Origin of the sequence: Pseudomonas sp. IAC-BECa141, from assembly GCF_020544405.1 — a bacterium.
In the GTDB taxonomy this organism is placed as follows: domain Bacteria; phylum Pseudomonadota; class Gammaproteobacteria; order Pseudomonadales; family Pseudomonadaceae; genus Aquipseudomonas.
Genome location: NZ_CP065410.1, coordinates 1,375,115 through 1,395,996 on the forward strand (window position 1 = coordinate 1,375,115; position 20,882 = coordinate 1,395,996).

A 20,882-nucleotide genomic window follows, 5' to 3' on the forward strand; every position below is an offset into this window, starting at 1 on the left:
GCGTGGGAATGATCAACTGTGGGGGGATTACTTGCCGGGGGTAAGCGTCAACCGCGTCTTGCCATACACCCGGTCAAAGTTCTGCGGCTGCATCGGCAGGCCGATGTACTGGCCCTTGAGCCACGGATCGATGCCGTTCAGGTAGTTCGGGCTCACCGGATTACCCGATTGCCCCGTCCCGTTCTGCCCCATCAGCGGCTCGCTCTGACCGAAGTCGACGATGAAACGCATCGACGGCGCACGGGTGGTGTTGAAGTCCTGGCCCCAGGCAAACGCCGCCGTGTTGAGCGTGGTGTGGTCGCCGCCCGCCGCGATCGGGCCGCGAACAGTCTGGCCGTTGGCATTCTTCCACTCGTAGCGGTGCAGTTTGCCCCACTGCCACGACCGGCGGTCGCCACCCAACTGACTGTCGCCAGCGCTGATCGCAGCCGCCAGACTGCGGGCAAGGATCGCCGGTTTGTCTTCTTTTTGCGGTGTACGGGCGTCGTCCCAGAACGGACTGTCTTCGCGGCCCAGCAAGTGATCGGCCTGTGCGGCGTAGGACAGATCGCCGTTGGCGATAAACGCTTTCCACGCCGGACTGTTTTGCGGGCCGAGTTCGTCGAGGAAAATCTGCTTCATGCTTTCCTGCAGGAACAGCTCGTAAATCGCCGCATCGGCGGAAGTCGGGCTGAGCTTGCCGTCGAACGCCATCAGACGGGTGTAAGCCTCGCGGGCCTTGCTGCGCTCGGCGTCCGGCAGTGCGTCGATCGCCTGTTTCAGCGGCTGCGCCATGCCCGGTGCTTCGAACATTTTCTTCAGCTTGGCAGCGAAGGTGGTGGTCTGGTCGTACTGCATGGCGATCACGCTGCGACCATCGTGTTTGCCGCTGCCGGCCAGTTCAGCCAGGCGCTCGCCACGTTCCGGCGCCGCCCAGGAATTGGACAGTTGCATGCCGTAGCCATGGGGAATGACCCGCTGGTTGGCGGTGCCGAGCCAGCCCTGGGCCGGATCCTGATCGTAGGGGTGCAGCATCGGGTCGGCGTAGCCGTCCCAGTCGAAGCGACCTTCCCAGCCCGGCGACGGCAGCAGGCCTTCGCCCTCACGGCGGTTCGGGAAACGTCCGGTGACTTGCCAGCCAATGTTGCTGGCGTCGGCAAACACCAGATTCAACGCGATGGCGCGGATTTCCCGGCTGGCGTCCGAGGCGCGTTCAACGTTCTGGGCGCGGCTCAGATCGAAAAACGCATCGAGGGATTTGTCGTCGGTGAAGCTCGGCGTCTGCAGGGCCAGGCCGAAACCTGCGCCCTGAGCGGCGGCTTGAACACTGTTGAGCAGCGCGCCATGGCGGGTTTCGTACACCGCTTCGCGAATTGGCCGCTGGCCTTTGACGAAATAGGTTTCGTTGCGCACGGCCACCGGTTGCCACCTGCCGTTGACCTCGTAAGACAGCGTGCTGCCCTGACGACGGATTTTTTCCAGGAACAGGTCCTGGTTATCGCCGAGCACGCTGGTCAGGCTCCACGCCACCTTGCCGTTGAAGCCGCCGAGCACCATGGGCAGACCCGCCACGGTCACGCCGGCGGCCTGGTATTTCGGTGCGCGGATCTGCACGAAACTCCACAGCGACGGCGCGGCCAGCGGGCCATGGCTGTCGCTGGCCAGCAGGCTCTTGCCGCTGCGACTGCGTTGCGGGGCGATGGCCCAGTTGTTCGACGACTGAGTGCCCAGCAGGTTGATGGCGGCCAGTTGTTCGCTGGCGTTGCTCAGTTCCGTCAGCCCCGGAATCTGCCCGTTGAGCTTGATGCCTTGCAGCTTGTCGGCCTCGGCCAGCGGCAGGTTTTCGTCAGGGGCGGACGGCGTCAGCCACGCCAGTTTGTCGTTGGTCACGGTCTGCGCCAGCACCAGCGAAGCGATTTCTTCCGGCAGGTTGGCCGACTGGCTGAAATTCAGCAGGCAGAAGATCAGCGCCGAATCTTCCGGTTTCCAGTACTCGGGCTTGTAGCTGCTGGATGCCAGATCCCCCGGCAGTTTGTCGGCGTAGCGGAACAGGTAGGCGTTGACGCCCCGGGCATAGACTTCGAAAAAGCGCTTGAGCCGTGGCGACGAGGCCTTGTACAGCTCGCCGGCGCTTTTCTTCAGGTTGACGGCGCGCATATAACGGTCGGCATCGAGCATCGACGAACCGGACATTTCCGCCAGACGGCCCTGGGCCAGCAGGCGCAGGGTGACCATCTGATTGATCCGGTCGCTGGCATGCACGTAGCCGAGGGCGAAGAGTGCGTCGTGGAAGCTGTTGCTTTCGATCAGCGGCATGCCCATGGCATTGCGGCGTACCGAAACGTTCTGCGCCAGGCCCTTGAGCGGCTGCACACCGGAGGTCGGCGGGAGGGTGTCCTGGGCGTTCCAGGTCTGACAACCGGTCAGGCTCAGAACACCGGCCACTGCTGCGGCAACGCCGAACCGGGGAAGAAAATGTGAAAGGGCTGGCGAGGCCATGGCAAAGCTCCTGCGGGGGTGTAGAGGCTGGGGGCGCAATAAAGCCGCTACGTTAGTGAGCAGGTGGGGGCCGCGCAAGCGGGGCGAGCGGTTATTTCTTCCCGCTCATGCAGATCGTTCCCACGTCGAGGCGCCGAACCGTCTGCGCGGGAATGCAGTCCGGGCCGCTCTGCGGCCCATTTCCACGCGGACGATTCGACGCCTCTGCATGGGAACGATCAAGACAGGTCAGGACTTTGGCGGATTGATCTTCTGCACCAGCGCATACGCCTTCACGGTCGCCGGGCGATCCTTGATGTGGTTGAACCAGCGCTGCACGTTCGGGAAGTCTTCCAGGTTCTGGCTCTGCCACTTGTGCGAAACGATCCACGGGTAGATCGCCATGTCGGCGATGCTGTATTCGCTGCCGGCGACGAACTCATTGTTCGCCAGTTGCTTGTCCAGAACCCCGTACAGGCGCGCGGTTTCGTCGATGTAGCGCTTGATCGCGTAGGGGATTTTTTCCGGGGCGAACTGGCTGAAATGATGGTTCTGCCCGGCCATCGGCCCCAAGCCGCCCATTTGCCAGAACAGCCATTGCAGCGCCACCTGGCGGCCACGCAGATCCTTGGGCAGGAACTTGCCGGTCTTTTCCGCGAGGTACAGCAGGATCGCCCCGGACTCGAACAGCGACAACGGTTCGCCGCCATCGGCCGGCTCATGATCGACGATGGCCGGGATGCGGTTGTTCGGCGAGATTTTCAGAAAGTGCGGCTGGAACTGCTCGCCCTGGCTGATGTTGATCGGGTGCACGTCGTAGCGCAGGCCGGCCTCTTCGAGGAACAGGGAAATCTTGTGGCCGTTGGGCGTGGTCCAGTAATACAGGTCGATCATGGAAAACTCCAAATCAGGAAAATGACTTACGTGCGGACAGCAAACGCCGGCTTCAGGTTGTCCTGTGTGCGTTCGATAGCTTGCTTACTCACAGGAGGTGATGCTCAAGTACGGGAAATTCAATGACCCTGCGTGAGAAAAATCGCCATGGAGCTCAAGGCCAACGCTGCACTTATCATCATCGACTAGCAAAAAGGCATTCTGGAACCGCGTCTGGGGCGGCGGAACAATCCGTCGGCCGAAGAGCGGATCCTCGATTTGCTGGGCTTCTGGCGGCGCAGCGGGCGGCCGGTGATTCATGTGCAGCACCTGTCGCGCTCGCCGCAATCAGTGTTCTGGCCAGAGCAGTCAGGGGTGGAATTTCAGGACCGGTTCTTGCCGCAGGACGGCGAATGGCTGATCCGGAAACAGGTACCGGATGCGTTTTGTGCGACGGGGCTCGAGGCGAAGCTGCGTGAGGCGGGGATCGGGCAGTTGATCATTGTCGGCGTGGCGACGAACAACTCGGTGGAGTCCACGGCACGCACGGCGGGCAATCTGGGGTTCGAGGCGTGGGTGGCGGAGGATGCGTGCTTTACCTTCGACAAGGCTGACTATTTCGGCACGCTGCGTTCGGCGCAAGAGGTGCATGCCATGTCGCTGGGGAATCTGCACGGGGAGTATGCGACGGTGGTTGGCAGTGCGGAGATTCTTGCGGCCCGATAGGGCTTTGCTGAATGTGCCGCCGCCATCGCCGGCAAGTCGAATCGTCGCACCGCAGCTCCCACATTCGACCGAGTTGCTCCTGACGGAACGCGATCCCTGTGGGAGCGAGCTTGCTCGCGAAAGCGGTGTATCAGGCGAAGTCGGTCTTCGCCCGAAACATCAAGCGCCGTGGCACTTCTTGAACTTCTTGCCGTTGCCGCATGGGCAAGGGTCGTTGCGGCCAACGTCTTTCAGGGCATTGCGCACCGGTTCCTGGTGGGCGTGGCCGCAGTTCGGGCCGTGGACATGGCCATGGTCGTGATCATGGTGGTGGTCATGATCGTGGTTGCAGTCAGGGCCATGGACATGAGGTTGCTGGGTCATCGGGGTCACTCCGTAATCAAATCGGCGGGGATTATCACGCCATTGCGCGCCAGGTGCACGTAGTGAGCGATGAATAAACCGGTTTCCATCTCGCCTTCCAGCCGATAGGGAATCTGCTGGTTCGGGTTTTTCAGCATTTTCACCACCTCTTTGACCTTCGGCCACAGGTTGGTACGGATCGGCACGTTGTAGAACGCGCTGCTTTTGGGGTTCACCGTGATCCAGTGTTCGTGCTCGCCTTCGGCCAGCAGCATGTCGGCCAGGTGTATGCGGTATTCCAGGCCGCGCACGGTCAGGTCGCTGTCGTTGGGGTTGTCGATGCGAAAGTGCAGGATGAATTTCTGTTCCAGCAACCTGGCGCGTACTACTTCGACTTTCACCAGGTGCACGGCGGGATCGCGGGAGTCGTCGCTGAACCAGGACGCGCAGCCGCCGAGCCCCAGAAACACGAGCAGTGAAAGGACCTGAAATGTGCGCCAATGACCGAGCATGGTTTAACTCCCTTTGCGGCCCAGTCTAGCCTCAGCTGCCGAAATACCCCGCACAGCATTTCTTGAACTTCTGGCCGCTGGCGCACGGGCAGGCGTCGTTGCGGCCCAGCTTCAGTTGCACGGTCGGGTCGATGAAATACCAGCGCCCGCTGTTCTGCACGAACGACGAGCGTTCGCGGTGGCTGTGCTCGCCCTGACCGTCATGCCAGCGCGCAGTGAACGTGACGAACGCGTGTTCCGGCTGGCCGCCGAACACTTCCGAGCTTTCCACGTCCAGACCGAGCCAGGTGCTCTGGGCGCTCCAGTTGCTGATCGACTGGCGATCCAGCCCCGCTTGCTGGGCGGGCAGGGTGGTGGCCACCAGATAATCGACCAGACCCAGCACGTAGGCGCTGTAGCGCGAACGCATCAGGGCTTCGGCGCACGGGGCCGGGTGGCCGGCGTGATAAGGACCGCAGCAGGCATCCAGCAGGTTGCCGCTGCCGCAAGGGCAAATGGCTGTACTCATTGAATTACCACCAGTATTTCCCGAAGTTTTCCGGATTGGCCCAGAACCGCGAATTGAGCCAGTCGGGGACTTGTTTGTAGTCAAGCAGATCGTAGGTGAAGAGGGTCAGCACCTGTTCGTCCCGGGCGAAGCGTTCGCTGGCCTGCAGGGCCAGGGAATAAAAATCGGTTTCCTGCCAGCCGCTGGCCGGCAGATCCGCCAGCACCGCGATGCGGCTGGCGTTGAGGTTGCGGATCCCGCCCAAAAGATTGAGGCCGTCGCGCTTGGGCAAATGTTCCAGGCAATCGACCACCAGCGCCAGGTCGAAACGTTGGGCCGCCAGTTCGGCCGGCAGCGCACCGGGCGCGGCGTGCGCGACGCAGGTCTGCGGGTGCGCCTGCTTAAAGGCAGCCAGCGCCGGGAATTCGCTGGCGCCGATCAGCAGCAGGCGTGCCGGGGCGTAGCGGTCGAGCAGGGCGGCTAACGCCTGCTGCGGGGTGCGGGAAGAAATGGCAACGTTCATCGAAGCTCCTCAATCAGAGCGCCAAGACTAGCCTGCCCGGACGCCAAGGCCTAGATCTCTGTCCTGCGGGTTTGCGGCAAATTCGCCGAAGTCCCGTGAACAGGCGCACAAACGGCAATGGCCTATTGCTGGCGGAGATTAAAACTCCGGTCTTTACTCCCTGAATCGGTTCTAAGCCGATCCCTCAGGAGAAAACTAGATGAGCATAGTTCGGACAGCATTACCCTTGGTTCTGCTAACCAGTGTGTTGACTGGTTGTGCAGGTTTGCAGAAAACCGACTGGCCGACCTGTGCGGCAGTCGGCGGTGTCGTCGGTGCGGGCCTCGGTGCGACCGAAAGCTCCGCATGGGCGGGGTATGGCGCGTTACTCGTCGGCGGTACGGCAGCAGCCTATTGCTGGGTTCACGGTGATGGCGATGAAGACGGCGATGGTGTGCCGGACAGTCGCGACAAGTGCCCGGGCACGCCTAAAGGCGTACAGGTCGATGCTGACGGCTGCCCTCCACCAGCCCCTGCGCCAGTGGTCGAAGAAGCTGTAGTGGTCAAGGAAGAAACCATTGTCATCCGCGATGTTCACTTCCAGTTCGACAAGGCCACGCTGACTCCGGCCGACAAACTGGTCCTGGATAAAGTCGCTTCGCGCCTGAAACAGGAATCCAGCACGGCGCAACTGACCGTGACCGGCCACACCGACAGCGTCGGCAGCGATGCCTACAACCAGAAACTGTCGGACCGCCGTGCGCACTCGGTGGTCAAGTACCTGGTCGAAAGCGGCGTACCGCAAAGCAGCTTCGTGTCGGTGACCGGTGCCGGTGAAAGCCAGCCGGTGGCAGACAACAAAACTGCCGACGGTCGCGCGCTGAACCGTCGTACCGAAATCAAAATCAACCGCTAGCCCCCCTCGCATCCGCGGCTTGTGCAGTCGCGGATGCGGGTCTTTACTCCTGTGTAACCGGTATGGGCCGGTGACACAGGAGCTTTAACGATGAGTGTTCTTACAAGGTCCGTCTTGCCGGTTCTGCTGCTGGGCAGCCTGTTGACCGGTTGCGCCACCCACAGCGATGGCACCGCTCCCCTCAATCAACGTACCTGGCCGATCTGCAGCCTTATTGGCGGACTGGTCGGCGGCGGTCTCGGCGCGCTCGAAAATAGCGGCTGGGCCGGCGGTGGCGCTGCGCTGGGGATCCTCACTGGCGGATTGATCTGTTACGCCCAGGATGGCGATGAAGACGACGACGGCGTATTCGATCGCCGCGACCGTTGCCCCGACACCCCGGCCAACACTCCGGTCGATCATCGTGGCTGTCCGTTGCCGCAATACCCGGTCACCGAGAAACCGGCCGAACCGGCCCCGCAAACCGAAGTCATCACCCTCAACGACGCCGGCAACGTGTTGTTCGATTTCGACAAGTCCGATTTGAAACCCGCTGCCAAAAGCCAGCTGGACACGTTGATGGACAAACTGCGCAATGCCGATGTGGTGAGCATCAAAGTCATCGGCCACACCGACAGCAAAGGTTCGGATGCCTATAACCAGGCGCTTTCGGAACGTCGAGCCAGCAGCGTGGCGGAATATTTGCTGAGCCAGGGCCTGGCGCCGAACAAACTCACCAGTGAAGGGCGCGGCGAAAGCGAACCGGTCGCCGATAACAATACTGATGAGGGGCGTGCGCAGAACCGTCGGGTGGAACTGCACATCAATCGTTAGATAACGTCTGTAGTCTGCAGGCTAGAGCTGTCGGTCGATGAATCTCGTCGAACCGGCAGCCATCCGGCGGCGGACCGGTTTTTTTCATTTTCCCCTCTGGCTTATCCCCTGCAGAAGCCGTTACTGTGCGCCCAAAGAATAATTCGCAACACGGGGGAGCGTATGAAGGTGTTCTGTGGGCTGGGGCGATTGTTGACCCTGCTGTTCTGCTGCGTGGTGCTGGCCAATCAGCTGGTGCCGTTTGTTCATCCGCTGCACCTGATGGTCAATCTGGCCGCCGGTCTGCTGCTGGCGATCCACCTACTCGAAGTGCTGCTGTGCAATCGCAGCCTCAAGGGTCGTCCGCACCCCTGGCGTGATCGTGGCCGCATCCTGTTGTTCGGCGTATTCCACCTGCAAACCATCCCGGCCCCGGCCGCTCCGGAGGCTTCCCATGCGTAAACTCTGCCTGCTCGCTGCATTCATCAGTCCCCTGGCCTGCGCCCAGGTGGTCAGCGTCGAAACCAACTCCCTCATGCGTCTGCCGAACACCGCCAGCACCTTGCAGCTGGAAAAACTGGTGGTCGCCGATTACGGCACCTTGCTGATTCCTTCGAACGTGACCGAACTGAATGTCGGCGAATTGCAGCTGGGCCACGAAGCGCGCATTGCCATCGTGCCGAGCGAACAGGCGCTGGATATGAAAGTCATCCGCGCCGAACTCGCCGAAGGCAGCCAGATCACCGCCCGTGGCGCGCCGGGGACGTACGAAAAAGCCGCCCGCGCCGGGCGCAATCTGAATCTGCAATTCAAGGCGTTGAATGCGCCGAAACTGGTGGTCGATGCCCGTGGCGGTACCGGTGCGCCGGGTTTTGTCGGGCTCGATGGCGCCAACGGTCAGGAGCCGGGTTGCACCTGGGGGCAGGCAGGGCGCGGTTTTGATGGCAGCAACGGTAGCGACGGTCAGCCAGGGGCACCGGGCGCACTGGTGCGTCTTGAAGTGCCGCGGGAATTTCCGGCCGAGCTGATCAAGGTCGAAGTCGCCGGCGGTGCCGGTGGTCCGGCCGGTCCTGGGGGCAAGCCGGGTGCGGGTGGCAAGTCCAAGGGCTGTCTGGTCTATCGTGCCGATGGTGGCAAGAGCGGCAAACCGGGGGCCGACGGACAGCCGGGGCCTGCGGGTGCGGCGGGGGCTGTCACCGTACAGCGCCTCTGACCGATTGATCGTTCCCACGCTCTGCGTGGGAATGCCTCAAGGGACGCTCCGCGTCCAGTGACGCGGAGCGTCACGGGCTGCATTCCCACGCAGACGGTTCGACGCCTCGACGTGGGAACGACCAGCATCACTTCAGAACGACGGTCGCGCTGCGGCAATCGCCACCAGCACCATCCCGACCAGCAGATTGAACCCCACCACCTTGCGAATCCGCCCCAGCACTGCCGCACCGGCCGGCCAGTCCTTCGCCTGCACCGCCGTGCGCAGTTCCGGCAGCATCAATGCCTGAATGCGGATGAACAGCGCAGTCATCACCACATACAACCCCATCATCACTTGCACGTAACGCGGCGCGCTATCGAAGGCGATGTGTTGCAGATGCAACATGCCTACCCCGGTCACGGGCAGCAAAATCACCGCCCCCCACACCCAACGAAAAAAACCTTGAAACACTTCCACCCAGAGCGTCAGGCGCCCGGGACCGTCCAGCGCCTTCATCGCCGCAGGACGCAGCACCATCCAGGCGAAAAACATACCGCCGACCCACACCAGCGCGGCCAGTACATGGATGGGGTAAACGAGGCTAAAAGGTGTCATTGGGGTACTCCGTTCTGCGCGGGATCGATTCGCGGGGTATGATAGCCCCCCATTCGAACCACTGAAAATTTATCCAGCGTTTTTTGCGCCCGACACTCAATGATCAGCACTGAACTCAAAACCACGATCCAGGGCGCCTACTCGCGTTTTCTAGAGGCCAAGAGCCTCAAGCCGCGTTACGGCCAGCGCCTGATGATCGCTGAAGTCGCCAAGGTCCTCGGGGATATCGACACCGATGACGAAGGCCGGCGCAGTGGGGACCCCGCGATTGTCGCGGTGGAAGCCGGCACCGGTACCGGCAAGACCGTGGCCTACAGCCTGGCGGCGATCCCGACGGCGAAACTGGCCGGCAAACGCCTGGTGATCGCCACCGCCACCGTCGCCCTGCAAGAGCAGATCGTCTACAAGGACTTGCCCGACCTGATGCGCAACAGCGGGCTGAACTTCAGCTTCGCCCTGGCCAAGGGCCGTGGCCGCTACATGTGCCTGTCCAAGCTCGACATGCTGTTGCAGGAAGGCCATGCCCAGACCGCCACCGCCCAGTTGTTCGAAGAAGAAGGCTTCAAGATCGAGGTCGATGAGGCCAGCCAGAAGCTGTTCACCAGCATGATCGAGAAGCTCGCCGGCAATAAATGGGACGGCGACCGCGACAGCTGGCCCAACGCGCTGGAAGACGCCGATTGGGCGCGCCTGACCACCGATCACAGCCAGTGCACCAACCGGCATTGCCCGAACTTCGGCCAGTGCGCCTTCTACAAGGCCCGCGAAGGCATGGGCAAAGTCGACGTGATCGTCACCAACCACGACATGGTGCTGGCCGACCTGGCGCTGGGCGGCGGGGCGGTATTGCCCGATCCGCGCGACACCATTTATGTGTTCGACGAAGGCCATCACCTGCCGGACAAGGCCATCGGCCACTTCGCCCATTACACGCGCCTGCGTTCCACCGCCGACTGGCTGGAAACCACCGCCAAGAACCTCACCAAACTGCTGGCCCAGCACCCGCTGCCGGGTGACCTCGGCAAGCTGATCGAGCAGGTGCCGGAGCTGGCGCGGGAGATCAAGACCCAGCAGCAGTTCATGTTCACCGCCTGCGAACAGATTGCCGATTTCAAGCCCGGCGAAGACGTCGAGGGCCGCGAACGCCCGCGTCATCGCTTCATCGGCGGGGTGATTCCCGAACACATGCGCGAGCTGGGCATCGAGCTGAAAAAAGGCTTCGCCCGCCTCAACGATCTGTTCACCCGCCTGACGGATCTGCTCAAGGAAGGCATGGACGGCGAGGTCAACATCGGCATCGCCAGCAATCAGGCCGAAGAATGGTATCCACTGTTCGGCAGCCTGTTGTCCCGTGCCTCCGGCAACTGGGAACTGTGGACCGCATTCACCGCCGAAGACCCGGAAGACAACCCGCCGATGGCCCGCTGGCTGACCCTGGCCGAAAGCGGTTCGCTGTTCGATATCGAGGTCAACGCCAGCCCGATCCTCGCCGCCGAAACCCTGCGCCGCAGTCTGTGGAACGTGGCCTACGGCTGCCTGGTGACTTCCGCGACCTTGACCGCGCTCGGCACGTTCGATCGCTTCCGCATGCGCGCCGGCCTGCCGAAAAAAGCCGTCACCGCCGTGGTGCCGAGCCCGTTCCATCATGCCGACGCCGGAGTGTTGCGGGTGCCGGACCTCAAGGCCGACCCGCGCGATGCCGCCGCCCACACCGCCGCGATCATCCGCGATCTGCCGGAACTGGTGGAAGGCTCTCGCGGCAGTCTGGTGTTGTTCTCGTCGCGCAAACAAATGCAGGACGTGTTCGACGGCCTTGACCGCGACTGGCGCAAGCAAGTGTTCATTCAGGGCAACCTGTCGAAGCAGGAAACCCTGAACAAGCACAAGGCGCGGGTCGATGGCGGCGATTCCAGCGTGCTGTTCGGTCTTGCCAGTTTCGCCGAGGGTGTGGACTTGCCAGGGGCCTATTGCGAGCACGTAGTGATTGCCAAGATCCCGTTTTCGGTGCCGGACGATCCGGTCGAAGCCGCGTTGTCTGAATGGATCGAAGCCCGGGGCGGCAATCCGTTCATGGAAATCTCGGTGCCCGACGCCTCGCTGAAGCTGGTTCAGGCCTGCGGTCGTCTGCTGCGCACCGAAGAAGACCGCGGCACCATCACTTTGCTGGATCGGCGACTGGTCACCCAGCGCTACGGCAAGGCGATCCTCAATGCGTTGCCTCCTTTCCGTCGTGAAATATCCTGAGACATCGGTGGGCAGTTTTGCCCGCCGCGCTGTCTATCTCTCTGTCATTGCTTTTCCATTGGCCCTTGTGGGTCGTTAGGGAGAATTCCGTTCTCATGATTCGTCGTTCGTTGCCTGCCATTTTTGCCCTGGTTTTCGCTGGCCCCTTGCTGGCGGCACCTGCCGGCCAGCAGACCCTGTTCAACTTTGTCCGCCCCGCCGATGTGGTGAAAGTGGCGACCGAAAACGCCGACCTGCCGCAAGCCAACGCCGAGCAGACCCCGGAAGGTGAAGTGCTGCGCCGGGTGACGTTCAATCCGACGGCCCGCCCGACCTTGCGTCTGTCCCCGCAGACCGGTGCCTGGGACTGGTCGCAGTCCGGCATGATGAGCCTGCGCATCCAGAGTGCGATGAACTGGGCGGTGACCGTCTACGTACAAATCCAGAGTAACGACGGCAAGACCCTGGTCAGCCGCGTTGATCTGCCGGCCGGCCCGGCGCAGACCTTGCTGGTGCCATTGACCGCGACCTCGCCACTGAGCCAGGGCATGAAGGCCGGGCCAGCGATGCCGATGACGATTGACGGGCAGCGCATCCTGCTGGCGAGCAGCAGCGGTGAGCTGGATCGCAGCCAGGTGGTATCGGTCAGCCTGTCGATGGACCAGCCGAAAGCCGCGCAAAGTCTGTTGCTTGAGCGTTTTGGCGTGCAGGACGAAGGTGAGGTGATCAAATCCGCCTACGGCAATCTGGTGGATGCCTATGGCCAATCGACTCGCGGTAAGTGGCCGGAAAAAGTCGCCAACGACGAACAACTGAAATCCGCCGCCGCCAAAGAACAGCAACAACTGAAAACCTGGCTGGCCGAGCGCGAAAAGTCGTCGCTGGACAAGTTCGGTGGCTGGAATAAAGGCCCGGCGTTCAAGGCCAGCGGTTTCTTCCGCACCGAAAAGCGTGACGGTCGCTGGTATCTGGTGACGCCCGAGGGCCATCCGTTCTATTCCCTGGGCGTAAACACTGTCAGCCCCGAGGTCAACCAGACCTACGTGGCCGGTCGCGAATACATGTTCGAATCCCTGCCCAAACCTGAAGAGCCGCTGGCCAGCCACTTTGGCGAAGGTGACAACCGTGGCGGTAACGGTGTCGATCAGGGCCGTGGTTACAATTTCGGGCGCTGGTACGACTTCTACGGCGCCAACCTTCAGCGCCTGTATGGCGAGCCGTGCATCCCGGACAGCGGCAACAAGGCCGGAGTGGCCGAAGCCGCCAAGGCTGGCGCCGCGGAAGAGGTGGCAACCAACGCCAGTGCACCGGTAGCCGCCTCCGAACAGCCGAAAGCCGGGATTGCCGAGTCGGCTGCCACCACCGGGCAAAGCGTAGCGACACCGTGCAAAAACACGGTCGACGAGCAAAAGTGGGCCAGCCACACCCTTGATCGCCTGCAAGCCTGGGGCTTCAACACCATCGGTAACTGGAGCGCCCCCGTCCTTGGTGACGCCGAGCGCATGCCGTACACCTTGCCGCTGTCAATCGTCGGCGACTACACCAGCATCAGCACCGGCACCGACTGGTGGGGCGGCATGCCTGACCCGTTTGATCCACGTTTCGCCATGGCCACCGAGCGCGCCGTGGCGATTGCCGCCCGCGATCATCGCGATGATCCGTGGCTGATCGGCTACTTCGCCGACAACGAACTGGCCTGGGCCGGCCCCGGAGATGATCCGAAATCTCGCTACGCGCTGGCTTACGGCACCTTGAAAATGACTACAGACGTGCCGGCCAAACGTGCGTTCCTCAAGCAGTTGCGCGACAAGTACCGCAACCAGGCGGGGCTGTCGAAGGCCTGGGGGATTGATCTGCCGGCATGGGAATTGATGGAAGACCCGGGTTTCGAGGCGCCACTGCCGAATCCGGAGCATCCGGAAATCGAGGCCGACTTCAAATACTTCCAGAAGGTTTTTGCCGACACCTACTTCAAGACCATTTCCGACTCGCTGAAATGGCATGCGCCGAACCAGTTGCTGCTCGGCGGCCGTTTCGCCACCAGCACCCCGGAAGCCGTGGCCTCCTGCGCCCAGTATTGCGACGTGCTGAGTTTCAACATGTACACCCTGCAACCGCAGGACGGCTATGACTTCGCCGCGCTGCGCAGCCTCGACAAACCGGTGCTGATCACCGAGTTCAACTTCGGCTCCACCGACCGTGGCCCGTTCTGGGGCGGCGTGACCCCATTGAGCAAGGAAGAAGATCGCGGTCCGGCCTACGCCAGCTTCCTCAAGCAGGCGCTGAGCGAGCCGTCGATTGTCGGCGTGCACTGGTTCCAGTATCTGGATCAACCGGTGACCGGCCGCCTGCTCGATGGCGAGAACGGTCACTTTGGTCTGGTTGGCGTCACTGATCTGCCGTTCCAGGGTTTTGTCGAAGCCGTGCGCAAGAGCAACCTGGCGACCGTCGATCAGTTGAACAAAGAGGCGCAAAAAGCGGCTGCCGCATCGGACAAGGCTGGCCACGAAGCCGAAGGCGGCCGCAAGGCTGACGCCGGCAAAGGCCCGGGGCAGGGCGCTGGCCACAGCGGCGGGCATTCCGGCAACGGTCACTGATCGTTACGAAACCTGAAGACCGCCCGGCCCGCAGCAGTTCCCAAAACCCTCACGGGCTGGAACAATGCGGGCCACTTTGTAGAGCGTTTTCGCGGGGGAGTTGCGGGTGCAGATTCAGGGACATTACGAGCTTCAATTCGAAGCGGTGCGCGAAGCCTTCGCCGCACTGTTCGACGATCCCCAGGAACGCGGCGCCGCGTTGTGCATCCGGGTCGGCGGGGAAACCGTCCTTGACCTCTGGTCCGGTACCGCCGACAAGGACGGCGCCGAGGCATGGCACAGCGACACCATCGCCAACCTGTTCTCCTGCACCAAGACCTTCACCGCCGTCACCGCGCTGCAACTGGTTGCCGAAGGCAAGTTGCAGCTCGATGCGCCAGTCGCCCGTTACTGGCCGGAATTCGCTGCCGCCGGCAAGCAATCCGTCACCCTGCGCCAACTGCTTTGCCATCAGGCCGGTCTGCCGGCCCTGCGCGAATTGCTGGCACCTGAAGCGCTGTACGACTGGCAAACCATGGTCAACGCCCTCGCGGCCGAAGCACCGTGGTGGACGCCGGGCACCGGTCATGGCTATGCCGCGATCACTTACGGCTGGCTGATCGGCGAATTGCTGCGGCGCGCCGACGGTCGCGGGCCGGGGGAATCGATTGTGGCGCGGGTCGCCAAACCGCTGGGGCTGGATTTCCATGTCGGTCTGGCCGACGAAGAATTCCATCGCGTGGCGCACATCGCCCGGGGCAAGGGCAACACCGGTGATGCGGCCGCCCAGCGCCTGCTGCAAGTGACCATGCGCGAGCCGACGGCCATGACCACACGAGCCTTCACCAATCCGCCTTCGGTGCTCACCAGCACCAACAAGCCGGAATGGCGGCGCATGCAGCAACCAGCGGCCAACGGCCACGGCAATGCCCGCAGTCTGGCAGGGTTCTACGCCGGTCTGCTCGACGGCAGCCTGCTGGAAAGCGAAATGCTCGACGAATTGACCCGCGAACACAGCCTCGGCGAGGACAAGACCTTGCTGACCCGCACCCGTTTCGGTCTCGGCTGCATGCTCGATCAACCCGACGTGCCGAATGCCACTTACGGCCTCGGCCCGCGTGCATTCGGGCATCCGGGTGCCGGCGGTTCCATCGGTTTTGCTGATCCGGAGCACGATGTGGCCTTTGGATTTGTGACAAATACACTGGGGCCGTACGTCTTGATGGATCCGCGCGCGCAGAAGCTGGCGCGGGTACTTGCCACTTGTCTGTAAAGCGTCGCCCGAGGTTCCAGGGCCGGAACCTCATGGCGATTTTCGTTTCAAAGCGTCTGTTTATCCGGGCGAAAGTCCTCTGATTGTTCACTAATTCTTTTTGTGGGTTTCCAATGTCGTCCAAACAAACTCTCGCCCTGGCCCTGTGTTTCGCAATCACCGGTTGTGCACAGACTCCAAAGAACGACGCCGATGGCGGCAGTTGGTGGCCGTTCGGTTCTTCCGACAAAGTCGCCGCCAAGGAGCCGGCTCCGGCACCTGCACCGTTGAAACCGGCTGCTGCCGCGCCGGTGGCCAAGGCCGAGAGCAGCAACCCCTGGTACTGGCCGTTTGGCTCGGACGACTCGGCGGACAAGGCTGAAGTGAAAGCTGAAGCCAAGCCCGAGGCAAAACCGGTCGAAGTCGCCAAGGCTGAGGCCGACAAGGGCGGCAAATGGTGGTGGCCGTTTGGCGGCAAGGAGCAGGACACGGCCAAAGTCGTGCCGATGCCCGATCCGAAAGTGACTCAGGCCTGGCTGGATGATTACGAGCCGCGCCTGCGCACCGCGATCAAGGACAGCAACCTGCAACTCGAGCGTCGTGAAAACGTACTGGTCGTAACCGCGCCGGTGGAAGGCTCGTTCAACCCGGATCGCCCGGCGATGCTGTTGCCGGTAACCCTCGGCCCGTTCACCCGCGTGGCGAAAATCCTTGAAGCCGACCCGAAAACCGCCGTACTGGTGCTCGGTCACAGTGACACCACCGGTGCCGCTCCGGCCAACATCAAGCTGAGCCAGGAACGTGCCCAGGCGGTGGCGGCGATCTTCCGTCTCAGCGGTCTGCAGCGTGATCGCCTGATGCTGCGCGGCATGGGTTCCGAAGCACCGCGCGCCGCCAACGACAGCGTTGAAGGCCGTGCCCTCAACCGTCGTGTCGAACTGCTGGTGACCCCGCAGAACACCATGGTTGCGCTGCTGAGCAAGTACAACATGCCAGCACCGAAGCCAGTGACCATGGTCGCCGCTCAGGACGTCAAGCCTGCCGCCAAACCGGTGACCCCGGCGCCGGCTGCGAAGAAGGCCGCCGTACCGGCCACCAAAAAGGCCCCGGCCAAGAAAGCTGCTGCCAAGGCTCCAGCGAAGAAGGCCCCGGCCAAGGCTCCGGCGAAAAAGACCGCGCCCGCCAAAGCTGCCGCAACTGACAAGAAAGTCGCTGCGACCGATACCACCAAAAAGTGATCCGCTAACGAAAAGGAATGCGCCGTGACCCAGTCTCTGGCAGATATGCGTCGTGATTACACCCGGGACGGCCTGACCGAGGCGCAAGCCCCGGCCGAGCCCTTTGCGTTGTTTCACCAGTGGTTTGCCGAAGCGGTGAAAACCGAACAGGCGCCAGTGGAAGCCAACGCGATGACCCTGGCCACGGTGGATGCGGACGGCCGTCCGCATTGCCGCATTCTGCTGCTCAAGGGGCTGGACGAGCAGGGCTTCACCTTCTTCACCAACTACGAGAGTGCCAAGGGCCAGCATCTGGCCGCGAATCCGTTCGCGGCCATGACGTTCTTCTGGCCGACCCTGGAGCGTCAGGTGCGCATCGAAGGACGGGTGGTGAAGGTCTCGCCTGAAGAGTCCGACGCGTATTATCAGGTGCGACCGCTGGGCAGCCGACTGGGCGCCTGGGCTTCACCGCAGAGCCGGGTGATCAACGGCCGGGGTGAACTGGAAGACTTGCTCAAGGCGACCGAACAGCGCTTTACCGACACTCAGCCTCACTGCCCGGAACACTGGGGCGGTTACCGCTTGCTCCCCGAACGCATCGAGTTCTGGCAGGGCCGCGCGAGCCGTTTGCACGATCGCCTCAACTACCGTGTGCAGGGCGCCGAGTGGATTCTTGAACGTCTGGCACCCTGAGCAGTCTACCGAGCGGGATAACCTGCCGCAGCGGCCTCAAGCCACTTCGGCAGGTCCCGGCGCTTGATCTTCTGTGCCTGAGCCTGCTCCAGCCGTTCGAGCATGAATGCGCGTTTGCCTTCATCCTTGCCGGCCAGTGACAAGGCCAGATCGCGATCCATCCAGCGTTTGATCCGCACATACAGCCACCAGTGGAAGTACAGACCGGCGGCGGTGGTGACGACAATGATGAAGTAATCCATGGAAATCCTTGGGTCGACGGCGCAGGAAATGGAATTTGGCGCTACTGTTGGGTGAGTTCGCGGGTGCCTGTACCGGACCTGAATGAAAGCAACTTTATCCGGGCCACGTCGTGACAGGCGTCAAGCTGCGGAGTTTAATGAATACCTGTCCTTTGGAGTTGATGCTATGCGTAAGTCTGTTCTGCTGGTTGCTTCCTTTTCCACGATGGCGATGTTGCTGACCGGCTGCCAGTCGAGCCTGACCGGTGACTCCTACTCCCGTGACGAAGCGCGTCGCGTGCAGACGATTCGCATGGGCACCATCGAATCCCTGCGTCCGGTGAAAATCGAAGGCACCAAGACCCCGATCGGCGGCGCCGCCGGTGCAGTGGTCGGCGGTGTCGGCGGCAGCGCTATCGGCGGCGGTAAAGGCAGCATCGTTGCAGCCGTTATCGGTGCCGTGGCCGGCGGCCTGATCGGTTCGGCCACTGAAGAAGGCCTGACCCGCACTCAAGGTGTCGAAATCACCGTGCGCGAAGACGACGGCAGCATGCGCGCCTACGTGCAGCAGGTTCAGGAAAATGAAGTGTTCCGCGTCGGTGAGCGGGTGCGGATTTCGACTGTCGGCGGGACCAGCCGCGTTTCGCACTAAGCGCAAACGAGCGGTAAAGGAAAACCCCGATCAGGTGACTGGTCGGGGTTTTTGTTTGGTGTTCAGCAGGGATCGCGATAGACGAATGCGATTTGGTAGGACGTATCTTTAAAGGCGTGGGGGATTTTCGACGTGAATAAGGGCCGACATTAAGAGAAGTCGAAGGCTTGTGATCTAGATCAGTTTATCGAGTACGAACTCTTTAAACCAAGGTGGCTGTACGTCTGATTTAATTTCAATCAGCTCCCCGTCCGTAATCTCTGCTACATGTGTCAGTCCTTCGCTACCTTCGTCGGAGTTATCAAAGATATAGGCTCTGTTCGAGGTGAGGATTGCGTCCGATAGAAGCGCCAGAGATCTCCAATAACGCTTTCGTATCTTTTCAGGAGGAACGTTGTGACCACCCTGCGATACGCGATAGGCAACCCTGGCAACATTGATTTCCGGGTCGGCTGTTGCAACGTAATAGACGTAAACCCTATACCCGGATCTCTGGGCTTCGTAGAGCAAATCGACCTTGTCTGAGGAGGACATTACAGTTTCGAACGTAAAACTGATTTTCTCTTTGATCAGAGAACGCCGTATGAAGTCGGAGAGAGCGGAGGCTACATATGAGTCGATTTGAGTATCCGAGAAGCTGAGCCTGTCACCTTCAATCGCAATCGAATCCAATTTTGCCAATGACTCCGGAGCTTTTTTCAGCAGGGCGTGGCTGCGGAAAAAGTCGAAAATGTCATTTTTGTGAGATTCGATGCGATAGGTGGTGAAATCAAAATATCCAGTGTCTTTGATTGCACGCTCTATATCATCCGGGTTTATGTAATTGCCTAATAGATGCGCAGGAACCAACCGATTAAAGGTGCTTTTTCCTGATCCATTTGGTCCGGCGAATATACGTATCCTCGGTGTGCTCAAGAAACGACCTGTTTAGACAGTTTGCTGATGTGCAGGCGAGTCCCGCTTTTCAGGTTTCCATAGGTGCCGATCGAACGCAGTGCGACTGAAGACTTTTCTGTCACTTCAAACAACTGACCATCTTTGGCGACAAGCACCGCAGCCCCATTGGCAAGTGCCATTTTGTAGGCGTTATTGAACGCTTTCAGGGCAATGTCCGGAATATAAGATTCCTGCACGGCGATCTGACTGTCCGTCATTGGGCGCTTTTCTGCTTTGCGTGACATGGAAAACTCCGAAAAAACGTTCTGGGGTAACGCTGCTGTCAACAGAAGATATAGCACACTTGAAAGGCTCAGGTTAAGCGCTGCGAGCAGCACCAACGGGACACTTACCAACGGTTTGCAGGGGCTGGAGCCCAATCATGTGTGTGAATCTTTCATTGAATCCTGGGCCTTCCAGCGAGAGGCGCCGTATTGATCGTGTTAACTGCTTTGAGTGGATCTTTTTCTGCTCGCCGCCAACGTCACCGCATAACCGATCAATGCCGCGAACACCGAACCGGTGAGAATGCCCATCCGGTCCATCCCGGCGTATTCACTGGCACCCGGCACGAAGGCGAGGGAGCCGACAAACAGGCTCATGGTGAAGCCGATCCCGCAGAGCATCGCCACGCCCAGCACCTGACCCCAATTGGCGTTCTGGGGCAGGGCGGCGATGCCGGATTTGACGGCGAGCCAGGTCAGGCCGAACACGCCGATGGTCTTGCCCAGCAGCAGGCCGACGGCGATGCCCATCGGAACGTGGTGGGTGAAGCTTTCGGCGGTCACGCCGGTCAGCGACAGGCCGGCGTTGGCGAAGGCGAACAGCGGCAGGATGCCGTAGGCGACCCACGGGTGCAGCGCGTGTTCGAGGGTCAGCAGTGGCGAAGGCTCGGCATTCCTGGTGCGCAGCGGAATGCAGAAAGCCAGGGTCACACCCGCCAGCGTCGCGTGAACACCGCTCTTGAGCACGCAGACCCAGAGGATCAACCCGATGATCATGTACGGTCCGAGCTTGACCACCCCGAGCCGGTTCATCGCCACCAGCGCCGCGATGCACGCGGCAGCGAGGCCCAGCGACAGGGTCGAGAGCTCGCCGGAGTAGAAGATCGCAATGATCACGATGGCGCCGAGGTCGTCGATGATGGCCAATGTCATCAGGAACAGCTTCAGCGACACCGGCACGCGCTTGCCGAGCAAGGCCAGCACGCCGAGGGCGAAGGCAATATCGGTGGCGGTCGGAATGGCCCAGCCGTCGAGGGCGGCCGGGTTGTCACGGTTGAGGAACCAGTAGATCAGCGCCGGCACCAGCATGCCGCCGATGGCCGCCGCGCCGGGCAGGACGATCTGCGACGGTTTCGACAACTGGCCGTCGAGCACTTCGCGCTTCACTTCCAGGCCGATCAGCAGGAAGAACAGCGCCATCAGGCCGTCGTTGATCCACAGCAGCAGGGGCTTGGCGATCTTCAACGCGCCGATCTGCGCCACCACCGGAGTGTCGAGCAGGCCGCTGTATAACCACGACAGCGGCGAGTTGTTAATGATTAGAGCCAGGATGGCCGCGGCGATCAGTAACAGACCGCTGGCAGCTTCCAACTGAAAGAAACGCGTGAAAGTGCTACGCAGAGGCAAGGTCGCTCTCCATCGATAAATTCAAAAGGTGGCACACCCTAACCCGTACTGTTAGTTGTTAAAA

Annotated in this window: 22 protein-coding genes; 11 read left to right on the forward strand and 11 right to left on the reverse strand. The window is 61.5% G+C overall.

What is annotated here, in order from left to right; genetic code table 11:
• Positions 1 to 27 precede the first annotated feature (27 nt).
• Entirely contained in the window at positions 28 to 2,478 is a 2,451-nt protein-coding gene (locus tag I5961_RS06175; RefSeq protein WP_227234639.1) for a penicillin acylase family protein, read from the reverse strand.
• A 228-nt stretch (positions 2,479 to 2,706) separates the two neighbouring features.
• Positions 2,707 to 3,351, reverse strand: coding sequence for a glutathione binding-like protein (locus I5961_RS06180; RefSeq protein WP_227234641.1), 645 nt, complete (start codon positions 3,349 to 3,351; stop codon positions 2,707 to 2,709).
• A 198-nt stretch (positions 3,352 to 3,549) separates the two neighbouring features.
• Here I5961_RS06180 and I5961_RS06185 point away from each other — a divergent pair, with 198 nt between their 5' ends.
• Positions 3,550 to 4,056, forward strand: a complete 507-nt coding sequence (locus I5961_RS06185) for a cysteine hydrolase family protein (protein WP_227235566.1) — start codon at positions 3,550 to 3,552, stop codon at positions 4,054 to 4,056.
• 159 nt (positions 4,057 to 4,215) lie between these two features.
• Here the strand turns inward: I5961_RS06185 and I5961_RS06190 are convergent, their stop codons facing one another.
• From I5961_RS06190 to I5961_RS06205, 4 genes are read right to left on the reverse strand one after another with little or no spacing between them, the layout of a single operon-like run.
• Entirely contained in the window at positions 4,216 to 4,419 is a 204-nt protein-coding gene (locus tag I5961_RS06190) for an SEC-C metal-binding domain-containing protein (protein ID WP_003198420.1), read from the reverse strand.
• A 5-nt stretch (positions 4,420 to 4,424) separates the two neighbouring features.
• Positions 4,425 to 4,910: an LEA type 2 family protein gene (locus I5961_RS06195; protein WP_085697415.1), complete on the reverse strand. Its 486-nt coding sequence runs from the start codon at positions 4,908 to 4,910 to the stop codon at positions 4,425 to 4,427.
• Positions 4,911 to 4,941: 31 nt separating this feature from the next.
• A complete protein-coding gene (locus tag I5961_RS06200; RefSeq protein WP_085697416.1) occupies positions 4,942 to 5,418 on the reverse strand; it encodes a YchJ family protein in 477 nt (158 codons plus the stop codon).
• Positions 5,419 to 5,422: 4 nt separating this feature from the next.
• Entirely contained in the window at positions 5,423 to 5,920 is a 498-nt protein-coding gene (locus tag I5961_RS06205; RefSeq protein ID WP_085702636.1) for a DUF6231 family protein, read from the reverse strand.
• 199 nt (positions 5,921 to 6,119) lie between these two features.
• Between I5961_RS06205 and I5961_RS06210 the strand changes: the two genes are divergently transcribed.
• From I5961_RS06210 to I5961_RS06225, 4 genes are all read left to right on the forward strand, one after another.
• Complete coding sequence (locus I5961_RS06210) at positions 6,120 to 6,815, forward strand: OmpA family protein (protein ID WP_011332779.1); 696 nt, start codon at positions 6,120 to 6,122, stop codon at positions 6,813 to 6,815.
• A gap of 90 nt (positions 6,816 to 6,905) precedes the next feature.
• The gene (locus tag I5961_RS06215; RefSeq protein ID WP_085697418.1) at positions 6,906 to 7,628 is read left to right on the forward strand and encodes an OmpA family protein; all 723 of its coding nucleotides are present in this window, start codon (positions 6,906 to 6,908) and stop codon (positions 7,626 to 7,628) included.
• 162 nt (positions 7,629 to 7,790) lie between these two features.
• The gene (locus I5961_RS06220) at positions 7,791 to 8,069 is read left to right on the forward strand and encodes a DUF1145 domain-containing protein (protein WP_085697419.1); all 279 of its coding nucleotides are present in this window, start codon (positions 7,791 to 7,793) and stop codon (positions 8,067 to 8,069) included.
• Positions 8,062 to 8,820, forward strand: a complete 759-nt coding sequence (locus I5961_RS06225; RefSeq protein WP_227234643.1) for a collagen-like protein — start codon at positions 8,062 to 8,064, stop codon at positions 8,818 to 8,820. The genes I5961_RS06220 and I5961_RS06225 overlap by 8 nt, the downstream gene beginning before the upstream one ends.
• Positions 8,821 to 8,952: 132 nt before the next feature.
• Here the strand turns inward: I5961_RS06225 and I5961_RS06230 are convergent, their stop codons facing one another.
• A complete protein-coding gene (locus I5961_RS06230; RefSeq protein WP_085702638.1) occupies positions 8,953 to 9,417 on the reverse strand; it encodes a CopD family protein in 465 nt (154 codons plus the stop codon).
• Positions 9,418 to 9,516: 99 nt separating this feature from the next.
• Between I5961_RS06230 and dinG the strand changes: the two genes are divergently transcribed.
• The 5 genes from dinG to pdxH all read left to right on the forward strand — a co-directional run bounded on the left by dinG (position 9,517) and on the right by pdxH (position 17,378).
• The gene (gene dinG / locus I5961_RS06235) at positions 9,517 to 11,661 is read left to right on the forward strand and encodes an ATP-dependent DNA helicase DinG (protein ID WP_085702639.1); all 2,145 of its coding nucleotides are present in this window, start codon (positions 9,517 to 9,519) and stop codon (positions 11,659 to 11,661) included.
• Positions 11,662 to 11,756: 95 nt separating this feature from the next.
• A complete protein-coding gene (locus I5961_RS06240; protein ID WP_227234645.1) occupies positions 11,757 to 14,237 on the forward strand; it encodes a beta-galactosidase in 2,481 nt (826 codons plus the stop codon).
• Positions 14,238 to 14,343: 106 nt separating this feature from the next.
• The gene (locus tag I5961_RS06245) at positions 14,344 to 15,489 is read left to right on the forward strand and encodes a serine hydrolase domain-containing protein (protein ID WP_085702641.1); all 1,146 of its coding nucleotides are present in this window, start codon (positions 14,344 to 14,346) and stop codon (positions 15,487 to 15,489) included.
• A gap of 113 nt (positions 15,490 to 15,602) precedes the next feature.
• Positions 15,603 to 16,706: an OmpA family protein gene (locus I5961_RS06250; protein WP_227234647.1), complete on the forward strand. Its 1,104-nt coding sequence runs from the start codon at positions 15,603 to 15,605 to the stop codon at positions 16,704 to 16,706.
• 24 nt (positions 16,707 to 16,730) lie between these two features.
• On the forward strand, positions 16,731 to 17,378 hold the full coding sequence (gene pdxH, locus I5961_RS06255; protein ID WP_085702643.1) for a pyridoxamine 5'-phosphate oxidase: 648 nt from the start codon (positions 16,731 to 16,733) through the stop codon (positions 17,376 to 17,378).
• 5 nt (positions 17,379 to 17,383) lie between these two features.
• Here pdxH and I5961_RS06260 read toward each other — a convergent pair whose 3' ends face one another.
• Positions 17,384 to 17,620: a hypothetical protein gene (locus tag I5961_RS06260; RefSeq protein WP_039771369.1), complete on the reverse strand. Its 237-nt coding sequence runs from the start codon at positions 17,618 to 17,620 to the stop codon at positions 17,384 to 17,386.
• Between the two features lie 166 nt (positions 17,621 to 17,786).
• On the opposite strand from I5961_RS06260, the gene I5961_RS06265 reads away from it, so the two are divergent.
• Complete coding sequence (locus I5961_RS06265) at positions 17,787 to 18,251, forward strand: glycine zipper 2TM domain-containing protein (protein WP_007969461.1); 465 nt, start codon at positions 17,787 to 17,789, stop codon at positions 18,249 to 18,251.
• A 174-nt stretch (positions 18,252 to 18,425) separates the two neighbouring features.
• Here the strand turns inward: I5961_RS06265 and I5961_RS06270 are convergent, their stop codons facing one another.
• The 3 genes from I5961_RS06270 to nhaA form a co-directional block, all read right to left on the reverse strand.
• Positions 18,426 to 19,166, reverse strand: a complete 741-nt coding sequence (locus I5961_RS06270) for a zeta toxin family protein (RefSeq protein WP_085697426.1) — start codon at positions 19,164 to 19,166, stop codon at positions 18,426 to 18,428.
• Complete coding sequence (locus I5961_RS06275; RefSeq protein ID WP_085697427.1) at positions 19,163 to 19,432, reverse strand: hypothetical protein; 270 nt, start codon at positions 19,430 to 19,432, stop codon at positions 19,163 to 19,165. Before I5961_RS06275 ends, I5961_RS06270 begins: the two co-directional genes overlap by 4 nt.
• A gap of 198 nt (positions 19,433 to 19,630) precedes the next feature.
• Positions 19,631 to 20,818, reverse strand: coding sequence for a Na+/H+ antiporter NhaA (nhaA, locus tag I5961_RS06280; RefSeq protein WP_085697428.1), 1,188 nt, complete (start codon positions 20,816 to 20,818; stop codon positions 19,631 to 19,633).
• Positions 20,819 to 20,882 lie beyond the last annotated feature (64 nt).

Bases quoted from the DNA above. Each gene is read 5' to 3' on its own strand.
- I5961_RS06275 (WP_085697427.1), bottom strand. From the start codon at position 19,432: ATGTCACGCAAAGCAGAAAAGCGCCCAATGACGGACAGTCAGATCGCC.
- I5961_RS06205 (WP_085702636.1), bottom strand. From the start codon at position 5,920: ATGAACGTTGCCATTTCTTCCCGCACCCCGCAGCAGGCGTTAGCCGCC.
- I5961_RS06175 (WP_227234639.1), bottom strand. From the start codon at position 2,478: ATGGCCTCGCCAGCCCTTTCACATTTTCTTCCCCGGTTCGGCGTTGCC.
- I5961_RS06260 (WP_039771369.1), bottom strand. From the start codon at position 17,620: ATGGATTACTTCATCATTGTCGTCACCACCGCCGCCGGTCTGTACTTC.
- I5961_RS06200 (WP_085697416.1), bottom strand. From the start codon at position 5,418: ATGAGTACAGCCATTTGCCCTTGCGGCAGCGGCAACCTGCTGGATGCC.
- I5961_RS06190 (WP_003198420.1), bottom strand. From the start codon at position 4,419: ATGACCCAGCAACCTCATGTCCATGGCCCTGACTGCAACCACGATCAT.
- I5961_RS06220 (WP_085697419.1), top strand. From the start codon at position 7,791: ATGAAGGTGTTCTGTGGGCTGGGGCGATTGTTGACCCTGCTGTTCTGC.
- I5961_RS06180 (WP_227234641.1), bottom strand. From the start codon at position 3,351: ATGATCGACCTGTATTACTGGACCACGCCCAACGGCCACAAGATTTCC.
- I5961_RS06230 (WP_085702638.1), bottom strand. From the start codon at position 9,417: ATGACACCTTTTAGCCTCGTTTACCCCATCCATGTACTGGCCGCGCTG.
- I5961_RS06225 (WP_227234643.1), top strand. From the start codon at position 8,062: ATGCGTAAACTCTGCCTGCTCGCTGCATTCATCAGTCCCCTGGCCTGC.
- I5961_RS06195 (WP_085697415.1), bottom strand. From the start codon at position 4,910: ATGCTCGGTCATTGGCGCACATTTCAGGTCCTTTCACTGCTCGTGTTT.
- I5961_RS06250 (WP_227234647.1), top strand. From the start codon at position 15,603: ATGTCGTCCAAACAAACTCTCGCCCTGGCCCTGTGTTTCGCAATCACC.
- I5961_RS06265 (WP_007969461.1), top strand. From the start codon at position 17,787: ATGCGTAAGTCTGTTCTGCTGGTTGCTTCCTTTTCCACGATGGCGATG.
- I5961_RS06215 (WP_085697418.1), top strand. From the start codon at position 6,906: ATGAGTGTTCTTACAAGGTCCGTCTTGCCGGTTCTGCTGCTGGGCAGC.
- dinG (WP_085702639.1), top strand. From the start codon at position 9,517: ATGATCAGCACTGAACTCAAAACCACGATCCAGGGCGCCTACTCGCGT.
- I5961_RS06240 (WP_227234645.1), top strand. From the start codon at position 11,757: ATGATTCGTCGTTCGTTGCCTGCCATTTTTGCCCTGGTTTTCGCTGGC.
- I5961_RS06210 (WP_011332779.1), top strand. From the start codon at position 6,120: ATGAGCATAGTTCGGACAGCATTACCCTTGGTTCTGCTAACCAGTGTG.